The 12,455-nt window shown below is 52.5% G+C and carries 10 protein-coding genes; 5 read left to right on the plus strand and 5 right to left on the minus strand.

From position 1 onward, the window contains the following. Positions 1 to 7 precede the first annotated feature (7 nt). From ACO0LN_RS09940 to ACO0LN_RS09950, 3 genes are all read left to right on the plus strand, one after another. Positions 8 to 802, plus strand: coding sequence for a substrate-binding domain-containing protein (locus tag ACO0LN_RS09940; RefSeq protein ID WP_422973256.1), 795 nt, complete (start codon positions 8 to 10; stop codon positions 800 to 802). 123 nt (positions 803 to 925) lie between these two features. After that, on the plus strand, positions 926 to 2,245 hold the full coding sequence (locus ACO0LN_RS09945; protein WP_162060476.1) for an MFS transporter: 1,320 nt from the start codon (positions 926 to 928) through the stop codon (positions 2,243 to 2,245). Positions 2,246 to 2,368: 123 nt separating this feature from the next. Continuing rightward, a complete protein-coding gene (locus ACO0LN_RS09950) occupies positions 2,369 to 3,451 on the plus strand; it encodes a calcium:proton antiporter (RefSeq protein ID WP_422973258.1) in 1,083 nt (360 codons plus the stop codon). Positions 3,452 to 3,567: 116 nt separating this feature from the next. On the opposite strand, the gene ACO0LN_RS09955 is transcribed toward ACO0LN_RS09950, so the two are convergent. From ACO0LN_RS09955 to ACO0LN_RS09965, 3 genes are all read right to left on the minus strand, one after another. Then, entirely contained in the window at positions 3,568 to 4,134 is a 567-nt protein-coding gene (locus tag ACO0LN_RS09955) for an NIF family HAD-type phosphatase (RefSeq protein WP_422973260.1), read from the minus strand. 125 nt (positions 4,135 to 4,259) lie between these two features. Continuing rightward, positions 4,260 to 4,784: a tetratricopeptide repeat protein gene (locus tag ACO0LN_RS09960; RefSeq protein ID WP_422973262.1), complete on the minus strand. Its 525-nt coding sequence runs from the start codon at positions 4,782 to 4,784 to the stop codon at positions 4,260 to 4,262. 1 nt (position 4,785) lies between these two features. Then, the gene (locus tag ACO0LN_RS09965; protein WP_422973264.1) at positions 4,786 to 5,205 is read right to left on the minus strand and encodes a hypothetical protein; all 420 of its coding nucleotides are present in this window, start codon (positions 5,203 to 5,205) and stop codon (positions 4,786 to 4,788) included. 176 nt (positions 5,206 to 5,381) lie between these two features. Here ACO0LN_RS09965 and ACO0LN_RS09970 point away from each other — a divergent pair, with 176 nt between their 5' ends. Continuing rightward, entirely contained in the window at positions 5,382 to 6,206 is an 825-nt protein-coding gene (locus tag ACO0LN_RS09970) for a M50 family metallopeptidase (protein ID WP_422973266.1), read from the plus strand. Positions 6,207 to 6,277: 71 nt separating this feature from the next. On the opposite strand, the gene ACO0LN_RS09975 is transcribed toward ACO0LN_RS09970, so the two are convergent. Together ACO0LN_RS09975 and ACO0LN_RS09980 are read right to left on the minus strand one after the other, a co-directional pair. Then, on the minus strand, positions 6,278 to 9,763 hold the full coding sequence (locus ACO0LN_RS09975; protein WP_422973268.1) for an EAL domain-containing protein: 3,486 nt from the start codon (positions 9,761 to 9,763) through the stop codon (positions 6,278 to 6,280). A gap of 231 nt (positions 9,764 to 9,994) precedes the next feature. After that, positions 9,995 to 10,660, minus strand: coding sequence for a hypothetical protein (locus ACO0LN_RS09980; protein WP_422973270.1), 666 nt, complete (start codon positions 10,658 to 10,660; stop codon positions 9,995 to 9,997). Between the two features lie 488 nt (positions 10,661 to 11,148). On the opposite strand from ACO0LN_RS09980, the gene ACO0LN_RS09985 reads away from it, so the two are divergent. Continuing rightward, positions 11,149 to 12,429: a PQQ-dependent sugar dehydrogenase gene (locus ACO0LN_RS09985; RefSeq protein WP_422973809.1), complete on the plus strand. Its 1,281-nt coding sequence runs from the start codon at positions 11,149 to 11,151 to the stop codon at positions 12,427 to 12,429. The last annotated feature ends 26 nt before the right edge of the window (positions 12,430 to 12,455 follow it).

Genomic DNA, 12,455 nt, shown 5'->3' on the forward strand with positions numbered 1-12,455 from the left:
AAGTATCATGTCCACACCCAAACGCATCGCAAGCCTGCTTAGCATTATTTGCATGAGTGTCGCTGCATTATGTGCAAGTGAGCAGGCTCAGGCAGCCGATTTACGTGTCGTCAGCTCTGGCGGTTTTGCCCAGGCTTACAAGAACCTGGCACCCGCTTACGAACTTGCCACTGGCGACAAGTTGCTGTCGGACTGGGGCCCATCAATGGGTAAAACTAGCAATGCTATCCCGGCACGCATGGCACGCGGCGAAGAAATAGATGTTGTCATCATGGTTGGCGACTCGTTGGACAAGCTCATGAATGAAGGCAAGCTGGTCGCTGGCAGCAAGGTGGTGCTGGCTAATTCTCCCATCGCGTGCGCAGTAAAAAAAGGAAATTCAAAACCTGACATCAGCACGATAGTCGGCCTGAAAAATGCTTTCTTGCAGGCGCGCAAAGTCGCTTATTCTGATAGTGCCAGTGGTGAGTACATCAAACATCAATTGATGAAAAAGCTGGAGATAGAAGAGCAAATGCAGGGCAAGGCCGCGCAAATACCTGCCACTCCTGTTGGTGAAATCATTGCGCAGGGTGAGGCTGACTTTGGATGCCAGCAACGTAGCGAACTGTTGCCTGTACAAGGCATAGAAATTGTTGGTTTGCTTCCGCAAGAAGTGCAATTACAAACGCAGTTCTCTGCTGCTATCGTCAAAGGAAGCAAAGTGCAGGGACAGGCACAGGCATTGCTGAACTTTCTTGCGGCGACAAAAAATGCTCCAGTGATTGCAGAGACAGGTCTGGAGCCAGTTGCCGGTAAATAGGTGTCATGAATGCTGTTCGCATTCATCCTGTCCGGGATCATTCCGTCTCACCCGGTTTCATTCAGTTTTTAGCAGATATGGCCAGCATGATCGCCCGCCATCAGAGTACAAAGGTCGAATAAAATGTCCAGCAACCCATCAGTAGCACCAACTCTCGTTGATCAGGTGCCCATAGCTCCTGCACAGCGTCAGTCGAAGTTTTCCAGCGTTATTCGTGTCACCAGTGGAAACTTCATAGAAATGTATGATTTTTTTCTTTTTGGATTCTATGCCACTTATATTGCCAAAGCCTTTTTCCCGGCCAGTAGCGAGTACGCTGCATTGATGATGACGTTTGCCACCTTTGGTGCCGGGTTTTTCATGAGGCCATTGGGCGCGATTATTCTTGGTAGCTATATTGACCGCATAGGTCGTCGCAAGGGCCTGGTGCTGACATTGGCTATCATGGCTTCAGGAACGGCCATGATAGCCTTCATCCCCGATTATTCCACCATAGGCTTGCTCGCACCCTTCCTGATATTGATAGGACGCTTGCTGCAAGGCTTTTCTGCAGGCGTGGAACTCGGTGGCGTGTCAGTGTATCTGTCAGAAATGGCGACACCGGGACATAAGGGGTTTTATGTCAGCTGGCAATCGGCAAGCCAGCAAGTAGCGATCGTATTTTCTGCGGGACTGGGCTACTTTCTCAATGAAACGCTGAGCAAGGAATTTATCGCTGACTGGGGTTGGCGCATCCCTTTTTTTATTGGCTGTTCCATCATCCCTGTTGTATTTTACATCCGTCGCTCTTTGCAGGAGACAGAAGATTATCTGGCTCAAAAGACACATCCAAGCTTCAAAGAAATGTTGAAAGCCATTTCGCTTAATTGGCCACTGGTGGTCGCTGGTACCATGTTGATCGTCATGACAACGGTGTCGTTTTATCTCATCACCGTTTACACACCGACCTTTGGCAAAACCGTGCTGAAACTGACAACGGTAGAAAGTCTGCTTGTGACCCTGTGTGTGGGTGTATCAAATTTTATCTGGTTGCCCATAATGGGCGCACTTTCAGATCGTATTGGCAGATGGCCGATCATGGCTTTGTTTTCCGCTCTTACAATGGCGACAGCTTACCCTTTGTTATCATGGCTGATTGTTAATCCCAGTTTTGAGCACATGTTAATGGTAGAACTGTGGCTGTCTTTTCTATATGCCAGCTATAACGGTGCCACCATTGTCGCACTGACGGAGATCATCCCGGTGCGCATACGCACCACCGGCTTTTCCCTTGCTTACAGTCTTGCAACGGCATTGTTTGGTGGCTTGACGCCGCTGATTTCTACCTGGTTGATAGAAAGTACGGGCGACAAGGCCGCACCTGGATACTGGATGGCTATGGCTGGTGCCTTCGGCTTGCTGGCCACCTTCCTGATTTATCGCGGTGTGGTAAAAGAACGTTAGTCCCCCCGGCAAGGTATGGTTCCACCGTCTCTGCCAGATGAGAGAAGATAGATTCATCGTGCTCCTGATACAATGCGTCAACACGCTATGTGTTGACGTTTTTTTTGCCCCCGGACTCCATACATGACGATATCTGCTAACTTGCCGCGCTGGTCCATCATCATGCCTTTTGCTGCCTGGGTCATCCTTGGTGGCGGCATGCTGATCACCACACCCTTATATGCAATCCTGCTGACCATCGCCCTGTTTGGTGGTGTGCTGACGGCTGTCTATCATGCAGAAGTAGTCGCGCATAAAATTGGCGAGCCCTTTGGCACGCTGTTGCTGGCCTTAGCCGTAACTCTCATAGAAGTGGCGCTGATCGTCTCTTTGATGCTGGCCGGTGGTGAAGTCACGGCTGGCCTGGCGCGTGACACGGTGTTTGCCGCCATCATGATTATTCTGAACGGCATCATCGGCCTGTGCCTGCTGGCTGGAGGCAGCCTGCACAAGGAGCAAAGCTTCAGCCTGCGTGGTGCCAGCACTTCACTGGCGACCCTGGCTGCGCTGGCGATACTGACCCTGGTCTTGCCCAACTTTACTTCGACTGCACAAGGGCCTGTGTATAGCGCCAGTCAGCTGGCTTTTATTGCGGTCGTTTCGCTGGTCTTGTATGGTACTTTTGTGCTGGTGCAGACCGTGCGTCATCGCGATTATTTCCTGCCCGCTGCATCCAGCGGTGATGAGGAGGCGCACGCAGCGCCACCCAGCAATGGCGTGGCCTGGGCAAGTACTGGCCTGCTCATGTTGTGCCTGGGGGCCGTGGTATTGTTGGCCAAAGCCCTGGCGCCTACCCTGGAAAATGCGGTTGCTGCTGCCGGTGCACCGCAGGCGCTGGTGGGCATTATCATCGCCATCGTCGTGTTGCTGCCTGAGGGTGTCGCCGCCTTTCGCGCCGCCCGCGCCAACCGCCTGCAAACCAGCATCAACCTGGCGCTGGGCTCAGCGCTGGCCAGCATAGGTTTGACTATCCCTGTCGTTGCCGTTATTTCGCTGACCACAGGCTGGTCACTGAACCTCGGCATTGATGCGAAATCGACGGTGTTGCTGCTGTTGTCACTGATGATTACTTCTTTGTCTTTGGGGACGGGACGAACCACCATCATGCAGGGCACTATTCATTGCGTGATCTTTGCGGTGTATTTGTTTACGACGATAGTGCCGTAAGCTTTTCTTGAGATTTGGTGTGATGATGGTAAAGGCATAGTCGTAACCATAGCCGTAGCCGTAACGGGAGGCGCATTGCAATGCGACCTAGGTTACGGAGATGATGATGACTTTATCTATCCTGATACCGCCTTCCCATCAGCGTCCAGAAACCGTGTGCGCCATCCGCGTTTTTCTATGGCGCGGATATTTTCTACGTGCTTCAACTCCTGCAGATAGGCCATGGCCAGCTTCAGTTCATGGTCTTGGGTATCGCCCTCAAACATGTTCATGCGCACCAGATTGCCATAGTTGCGGCGCAGTTTCTTGGGTGTATCGTCCAGCATGATGACCTGCTCCAGCAGATAGCCACGCCGTCTGACTTTATTCAAATCCTTGACCCATTCAAAATCCTGGTATTCAGGGTCGAACACGCGCGTGCAGCGTTGCCTGGCCCAGACAAATTTTAATGGCGGCTCTTCACCAAACAGATGCTTGACGATGATAGCGGCGTAACTCTCGGATGCCGATGTCCAGACCGCACAGTCAAAATGCTCAAGACAGAATGCAAGGAACTCCCTGACATGGGGGCGCAGATAGACGTGATAAGTAAAGAAGCAAAAATCAGCTTCATGCGCGAGCTGTTTCTTCGTTGCGAAGATCAGGGTTTCGTCCAGATCCAGTATCAGTAATTTCTTGCTCATGGCATGTCAGGTTTAATAGAAAGTGTTGCCATGACATAGTAGCATTACTTGATTTGCTGGGGCGATTGCAAATGGATAGTCGTCGCCGTAACGGGAGGTGCATTGCAATGCGCTCTACATGACGGTCATTGGTTCTTTGTAAGAGTTTTGTCACGCATTAGTTGCCAATGCATGGCCTCCGCGATGCAATATTTTGCGCTCGACACACCATTTTCCTGTGCCAGCTCCAACCAGCGCAAAGCTTCAATCACGCTTTCATTTGTCTTGTTACGTAAAAGCACACAACCGTAACTGTATTGCCCAATGGGGTCAGAAGCTTGCGCAGAAATCTTGAACCAGTGTAATGATTTGGATTGATCGCGTTGACCGACATCATAATAGTAGCCCAGTTTATTGGCCGCTGCTGCGTCACCATGCTCAGCTTTGATGGTCACTTCTTGAAGTTCTGCTTGCGACATCGTCATTGGACCAGTCACTGATGAAGCCGATTTTGCATTTATTCCAGGTTTGTGCGTTACCGGTGTTTGAGCAGAGGAAAAACCACTGTCAAGCAGCAAGGAAAGGCAGAACAAAAAATGCGTCAGGGTTGCCATTTTTTTCTTATATGCCGTGAGGGTGGAAACTTGCCGCTGTGAACCAAAACGCATCATTTTAAAATCTGAATTGATCCCGCGGTGGCACATCAACTTCATCTTTTGCAAAATACGAAGCAGCTGTCCCCAGTGCCTGCACGCTGATTTCATGCGCCTGTGGATTGTTGTACTCAAGTTTGAGTTTATAGGCTTTTGCTGAATCTACCGTCAACACGGCGAGGACGGGTCTGTGCGTTGTTTCTGCCTGCATTTCATCAAACAGTGATTGCATCAGCGGTGCCAGCAAATCGGTGTATTCAGCTTGTACTGGCAGGGTGTAGATGGTTCTGCCCCAGCGGATAACGAACTCAAAGCCGGGCCGGGTTTGATCTTGCGCTAAAAAGCGGCAATATGACTGGTCCCAGGCTTGCGGGGATTCGGAGCTGAGTTTTAAAAGAACTTTTGCCATCAGCAGGGTAAGTTCGTTTTTCTTGGACATGCAAATTTCCGGTAAGGGGTATCCCGCAATTTTACTATGTTCGGCGGCTTTTACTATTGCCTTGAAGTATCGTCGGGCTTTGCTGTCGTTTAATCTGAGCCTGGCAGCGTCCGCTTGTGCAGGGCAAAGTTGATCTTGAGTTACACTAAGCCAATATCTTTTTGACAGGAATACCCATGGCAAGCCAGCAGATGCCGTTTGATCCAGTACATGGTGCCAGCAACCGCGGCCTGGGGCACAGGCGCATGTTGCTGTCGTTGATGGCGGTGTTTTTCCTGTTATGGATAGTCTTGCCGCTGCTATTGCCTGCCCAGGCTTATTTGCTGTACTGGCTGACAGCGCCGCTGCGCTATCTGGGGGTATTTGTGCATGAGATGGGGCATGGGCTTGCCAGCCTGCTCAGTGGTGGCTCGTTTTACTGGTTCCAGATGGATGGCGATGGTGGTGCGGCCATTACCAGCGGTGGCTGGCAAAGTCTGGTCTTGCTGGGTGGCTTATTGGGGCCTGCGTTGTCTGGCAGCATCTTGCTGATGGTCTCGACCCGGGCCAGGAAGTTGCAGATAGCGTATTTGATCCTGTTGCTCTTCTTTGTGTGCGGTGCTTATTACATGATCAAGCCGCTCTTCATGAGCAGCAGCAATTATCCCGTACTGGCGCAGTGGCATGCCACGCATTTGCTGGGCCTGATCTTGCCCGTCAGCCTGATACTGATGACTGTCATGCTGATGCGTGCCTCAGACGCCTGGCAGCGGCTGGTCTTGCAATGTCTGGGCATAGTCATGTGTTACTCGGCCTTCAGTGACACGAGTTATATTTTCCAGTATGAAGCCTTGCGCAATGGTATGTATTCAGATGCGCGGGAATTTGCGGCACTGTTTTCGCCCTTCAGCGTGCAGCGCTTGCCCTGGCTGGTGTTTGTATTTTTTGCTGCCTTGATCGCCGTACTGAATTTTGCCTTGCTGGGCCTGGGCGTAGGGCGGGCACTACGCAAACCCGCTTAGCAGAGTTAGCCGCGTCAGTGGTGGCATTCGCACTTCACTGACTCATGCAATTTCATGCAATTACCGCAAGATCAGGGCAGGCCAGGCTGATCAAGATGGGTCGTGGTGAAGTCAGCAATAGGGACAGGTTTGCCAAAGTGATAGCCCTGATAAGCAAAACAACCCTGGCTGGCGAGGTAATCTCTCTGTTCGGCGCTTTCCACCCCTTCGGCGATGACAGACAGGCCCATGCTCTGGCTCAGGGCGACGATGGTCCTGGCGATGGCGGCATCATTGGGGTCAGTCAGGACATCGCGTACAAAGGACTGGTCTATCTTGAGCTGATCCAGCGGCAAGCGTTTCAGGTAAGTCAGGGAAGAATAGCCAGTACCAAAATCGTCGAGAGAAAAGCACAGGCCTACGGCTTTCAGTTGCTCCATCTTGATGATGGTCTCTTCTACATCATCGACCAGCAGGCTTTCTGTCAATTCCAGTTTCAGCAATTGCGGATTGGCCCCGGTTTCTTGCAATATGCCCAGAACCTGTTCAACGATATCGGTTTGCCTGAACTGGCGGGCACTGACATTCACTGCAATGGTCAGTTTTTCACTGATGGGGTCGTCAGCCCAGTCCAGTAATTGCATGCAGGCCGTGCGCAAGACCCACTGGCCCAGCGGCAGGATCAGGCCGGTGGCTTCTGCCAGCGGGATAAACTCGGCGGGCGAGATCATGCCGCGCTGAGGGTGCAGCCAGCGCACCAGGGCTTCTGCCCCCAGCAACTCACCATTGCGGCCAACCTGGGGTTGGTAAAACAGGCGCAATTGCTGCTCGCGCAAGGCATCGCGCAATTCTTTTTCCATGCGGGCGCGTGAGCTCACCACGGCTTGCATGGCAGGGTCAAAAAAGCGCAGGGTATTGCGGCCTGCGGTCTTGGCTGCATACATCGCGAGGTCGGCCTGCTTCATCAACTCTTCATAGCCATTCTCGTGATCGGCAATCAGGGTCGCGCCTATGCTGGGCGTGCTATGGCATTCATAGCCTTCGAGGTCATACGGCTGGTTCAGTGCAGTGAGTATTTTCTTGCCCACCATTTCTATCTGGCTGGCAGCTTCATGGGACGATTCGCTCAGGTTTTCCAGCAAGAGCACAAACTCGTCGCCACCGATGCGCGCCACCGTGTCGCCTTCTCGTACGCAATTGGTCAGGCGCTCGGATACCTGTTGTAACAGCAGGTCGCCCTTGTAGTGACCCTGGGTGTCATTCAGGGTTTTGAAATTGTCGAGATCGATGTACATCAGCGCGCCCTTGCGGTCGCTGCGTGCGCAGGCCAGCAGGGCCTGTTGCAGGCGGTCGGTCAGCAGGCGGCGGTTGGGCAGGTGGGTCAGCGGGTCATAGAAGGCCAGGATCTTGATTTCATCTTCTGCCGCCTTGCGCATGGAGATATCAACCAGGGTGCCAACATAATGTAGCAATTCATTATTGCGGCCATACACGGCGGTGATGGCCAGCCACTGCGGGCTGATATGGCCGTTCTTGTGACGGTTCCAGATTTCACCCTGCCAGGAGCCACTCATACCCAGGTGCACATCCATGTCGGCAAAAAAATCCTGGTCGTGGCGGCCAGAGTTCAGAATCTTGGGGCTTTGTCCTATCGCATCTTCGCGGCTATAGCCAGTGATCTCGGTAAACGCACGGTTGACTTGCTGGATAATTTTGTTGGCACTGGTCACGAACATGCCTTCATGCGACTCAAATACGGTGGCAGCCAGGTGCAGGCTTTGTTCTGCCTGCTTGCGCGCCGTGATGTCGCGCACAAAGGCAGGGAACAATTCCTGGCCGGGCAGGTAGCGTACCGAGACTTCAACATCGATGATGTGGCCATCCTTGCACCTGTGCCTGGCCTCGAATTGTTGGGCACCGGCCTGGCGTACGATGTCCAGCCTTTCATGCACCAGTTTGCCTTCATCTTCATCGAGCACATCGACATCGTCGATGCTGAGCTTGAGCATTTCTTCACGGCTGTAGCCCATCATGCTGCAGGCAGTTTCATTGACGGCGCGCAGCTTGCCGTTCTTGTCGACCAGCCAGAAAGCGTCCATGGCAGTTTGCAGGATCAGCTCATCGAGGTCAGTCATGCGCTTGCGTTCAGTGATATCCACGGCCAGGCCGCCAAGCTGGCGCTTGCCGTCCGAACCCGTAAACACAAACTTGTTGACCAGCCACCAACTGACACTTTCACCGGGATTGTCCGAAGGCCAGATAGCCTCGTCCTGTTCGCCGCTGGCCAGCAGGGCAAGGTCGCTGGCGCGATAGCTGTCGGCAATTTCTGCGGGTAGAATATCGTGGTCAGTCTTGCCTATGACCTCGCTGGCCTGGAAAGAAAAACGCCGCAAGAAATTGTCGCTGACAAACTGGTACTGACCATCTTCATCCTTGATCCAGGCCACGATGGCGCTATTGTCGAGAAAGGCGCGGAATAATTCATCACTATGCTGTTGTGCCGCCAGCATGCGGTTGAATTCATTTGCTACAGCCTGCAATTCTCCTGGCCCCGCCAGGGTAGCCCTGGCGCTCAGGTTACCCCTTTGCACCGCACGGGCAACCCTTTCCAGTGCTGTCATGGGCCGCGTGATGCGTTGCCCGAAAGCGCGTGCGACTACCAAAAGCAAGCCTATCATCAGCAGTGCTAGCATAATGGCTTCGACGGCACGCGTCCTGGCCTGGGCAAAGATGGTGTCAGCCGGTACGCCGACAAAGGCAATCATGCCATATTCAGGCATGGGCATGACCGAGAAAAAGCGTCTGACACCATCCACCGCCACGCTCTCGAATTCACCTTTTCTGGTCGCCACAATACGTCTGGCGGCTTCGGCACTGGGGCGCGTACCTATTGACTGTTCCGGGTCCAGATTGCGCCAGACCATGATGCCGTCATCCCTGAAAAAACCAAAGCGGCTGGCTTCCGGCAAGAACTCGGCAGGAATGCCAGGATCATAGAAATTCACATCCAGCGACAAGACCACTACGGCGATGATCTGGCCTGCCTGATTGTGCACAGGCAGGCTTATGATCGTGCTTAAGGGAGCTGATGCCTGTACCTTGTGTGGTGCTGAGATAGTCAGGTGCCCGCTCTTGACGGTCTCTGCAAATTCGGCAACGTTGACCATGTCCTTGACCAAGGTAGCAGGAATGTTGCGGGCACTGCACAGGATATTGCCCTGCAGATCGACGATGGCCAGGCGTGCATAGGCAGGGTCGAGGCTGGCCAGATTGGTCATTTTTTCAGGGCAATCCTGCAACTGCAATTGCTTCACCAGCGGCAGGCTGGCAACCCCGGCCATGATCTTGTGCGCCTGGTCCAGCTTGCTGTGGGTATTCTTGATCATGACGCTGGTCATGGTCTTGAGAGTGGTCTTGGTGAAATTGGTCGATTGCTGGAAATCGTAATAGATGCCAAAAGCGACCACCGCCAGCAGTGGCAAGGAAATTGCCAGTACCAGCATCAGCAAATAACTGCGTATAGACCTCGCAGGCGCTGCTTGCGCCGGTGCCGGTAAGCCTTCACGCGTTTCTGTCATCTTGCTTTCCCACAGGGCAGGGTCTGGAATGAAAAACCGTTTGAGGTCAATAATTTAACATGAAGCGGTAACTATATCCTTTTCAAAAGGTGACTTGCGGCAAGATGTGATTTGACGAGAGATAACTTGTATTGATCTTAACCATCTCTGCTTGGCTTGACCAGTGCTGAATTACACTGGCAATTCGGCAGGAAATGCAGACGGCAAATCCAAAGGAAAGTTGACAGCAGCTCAGGCGACACGTTGTTGTGGTGTCAGTGTGTTGATGACTTCTCCATGGGGATGACGCATGACCAGCAATTCATGGTCTGCCGGAGAAGCATCTTTATCGATAAACAGCTTTTTGACCAGATGGGCAACGCGGTTTCTTTGAAAGTCATGAAATACCGCCAGAACCCTTTGTATGGCCGCTGTCTGCGACTGCAGCTCTACTTCTACCATGGGTGAAATCCAGTCGGTGCGCCAGACCATATCACTGCCATCGTCCAGTGGCAGGTGGGCAATCACCCCGGCTCCGCCTGCATTATTGTGGAGTGGGCTGACCAGTGCGGGCTCGAAGTTGGCTGCGTAATGTTTCCTGAGCGAGCCGAGGCCAAAATCGATGAGGTATTTGTCTTCTACGAGGCAAACTGCATGGCCTTCTTTTTGTCCCTGATGGGTAAAGCCCTGATAGCCTATGTAGAAAACCCCATTACCCTGCCTGATCTCGCCATAACAGCCCTGTACTTTGGCCTGATAACCTTTAGCTGTCAGTATCTGTGCCAGCATGGCTGACATGCCAAAACAGGAGCTGCCAAAGTGATGGAAAAAACCGAGTATGTCAAAATCATCCGCAATCCGGCTCAAGTCTCTGGCCAGGTCCGGGTCTGTTACTACGTGTAGAAATGCTGTGTTCATTTGCAAAAAAATGGTCAAACCCTAGCTTCTGGCTAGCTCGCCATCTGAAAATCTATTTACCAGCAGCAATACTATCAAGTTTACATTATTTAACAATATTAATTGAGTGACACTTTATGTACATTTGTAAGCAAACATGTCGGAAGCCAAATAGTGGCGGGATTTTGCTTTGATTCTGGTCAACTGCAATGTAATTTCATAACTAAAAGGTAATTTGTTATTCCTTTTATACTTTAATGAGAGATGAACAAAATTTCCCTGATCCAGCTATGGCTGGCTCGCTTTGCCTTGTGATTACAGAATAGGAGCTTTTGTTCATGCTATCAATGTGAGATGGCGAACAGACATGCAAGGCAGATCAGTGTTTCCCTGATGCTCATAGTTAAGCACCGTTGGACATAGCCGAACCACCTTTTTCTGTTCAGGAGCATTCCATGAAGCACCACCGTCGTCACCCGCACCTCCTCCGTACTTGCGTTTTTCTAAGCATGCAAACCTGTGCGTTGGCAACTGTGCTTGCAGCAGACGCGCCAGGTTTTGGCAGCCAGCCCACTTTGCCCGATCCAGAGAAGAAAAAACTTCTGCCAACCGTGAACATCGCCAAAGCCATAGGATGGGCAGAAGGGGAGAAGCCTGTCGCTGCAGATGGTCTCGCTGTTTCTGCTTACGCATATGGGCTGGATCACCCGCGCATGCTGCATGTCTTGCCAAATGGCGATGTGTTGGTGGCTGAAAGCAATGCGCCAGCAGTGCATGATGCGGTGGACGGTATCAAACGTATCAAGAATTGGGTGGAGTCACTGGTCAAGGGATCTGCCGGGGCGAATGTAAAAAGTGCCGACCGAATTACTCTCTTGCGGGGTATCGATAGCCAAGGCAAGGCAACGACTCGCACCGTATTTTTAGAAGGACTGCATTCACCGTTTGGCATGGCGCTGGTGGGTGACTACCTGTATGTCGCCAATACTGATGCCATCATGCGTTATCCCTACCAGCGCGATCAAACTCAGATTACGGCACCCGGCGTCAAGCTGGTCGATCTTCCCGCCGGGAAAATCAATCACCACTGGACCAAGGATCTGGTTGCCAGCCCCGACGGCTTGCGCCTGTATGTCTCGGTTGGCTCGAACAGCAATGTCGGTGAAAATGGCATTGATAAAGAAACAGACCGTGCTGCCATTCATGAGATTGATATCGCCACTGGCCGCATGCGTGTATTTGCCAGCGGTTTGCGCAATGCCAATGGCCTGGCCTGGCAGCCGCAGAGCGGGGCCTTGTGGGCCGCGGTCAATGAAAGGGATGAACTCGGCAATGACCTCGTGCCCGACTATATGACTTCAGTTACCGATGGTGCGTTTTACGGCTGGCCCTACAGTTACTTTGGCCAGCATGTGGATGTGCGCGTGAAGCCGCCAAGGCCAGATCTGGTTGCCAAAGCTATCGCCCCTGACTATGCCCTGGGGGCACATACGGCATCGCTGGGTTTGACATTCTATAGCGCAAAAATGCTGCCAGAGCGCTATGCAGGCGGTGCCTTCATTGGCCAGCATGGCTCCTGGAACCGCCAGCCGCATAGTGGCTATAAAGTCATCTTCGTGCCATTTGCCAATGGCAAACCGACCGGCATGCCGCAGGATGTGCTGACAGGTTTCCTGACTGCCGATGGCAAAGCCAAGGGCCGTCCTGTAGGTGTCGCGGTGGATACTGCGGGTGCAGTGCTGGTAGCAGATGATGTTGGTAATATCATCTGGAGAGTAACTGCAAAATAAGTCAGATGCCAGGCTTACAGCATGGT

The organism is Undibacterium sp. TC9W (assembly GCF_049339865.1).
Lineage (GTDB): Bacteria > Pseudomonadota > Gammaproteobacteria > Burkholderiales > Burkholderiaceae_D > Undibacterium.

Coding starts and splice junctions, on each gene's coding strand:
- ACO0LN_RS09940 (WP_422973256.1), top strand. CDS start 8: ATGTCCACACCCAAACGCATCGCAAGCCTGCTTAGCATTATTTGCATG.
- ACO0LN_RS09945 (WP_162060476.1), top strand. CDS start 926: ATGTCCAGCAACCCATCAGTAGCACCAACTCTCGTTGATCAGGTGCCC.
- ACO0LN_RS09950 (WP_422973258.1), top strand. CDS start 2,369: ATGACGATATCTGCTAACTTGCCGCGCTGGTCCATCATCATGCCTTTT.
- ACO0LN_RS09955 (WP_422973260.1), bottom strand. CDS start 4,134: ATGAGCAAGAAATTACTGATACTGGATCTGGACGAAACCCTGATCTTC.
- ACO0LN_RS09960 (WP_422973262.1), bottom strand. CDS start 4,784: ATGATGCGTTTTGGTTCACAGCGGCAAGTTTCCACCCTCACGGCATAT.
- ACO0LN_RS09965 (WP_422973264.1), bottom strand. CDS start 5,205: ATGTCCAAGAAAAACGAACTTACCCTGCTGATGGCAAAAGTTCTTTTA.
- ACO0LN_RS09970 (WP_422973266.1), top strand. CDS start 5,382: ATGGCAAGCCAGCAGATGCCGTTTGATCCAGTACATGGTGCCAGCAAC.
- ACO0LN_RS09975 (WP_422973268.1), bottom strand. CDS start 9,763: ATGACAGAAACGCGTGAAGGCTTACCGGCACCGGCGCAAGCAGCGCCT.
- ACO0LN_RS09980 (WP_422973270.1), bottom strand. CDS start 10,660: ATGAACACAGCATTTCTACACGTAGTAACAGACCCGGACCTGGCCAGA.
- ACO0LN_RS09985 (WP_422973809.1), top strand. CDS start 11,149: ATGCAAACCTGTGCGTTGGCAACTGTGCTTGCAGCAGACGCGCCAGGT.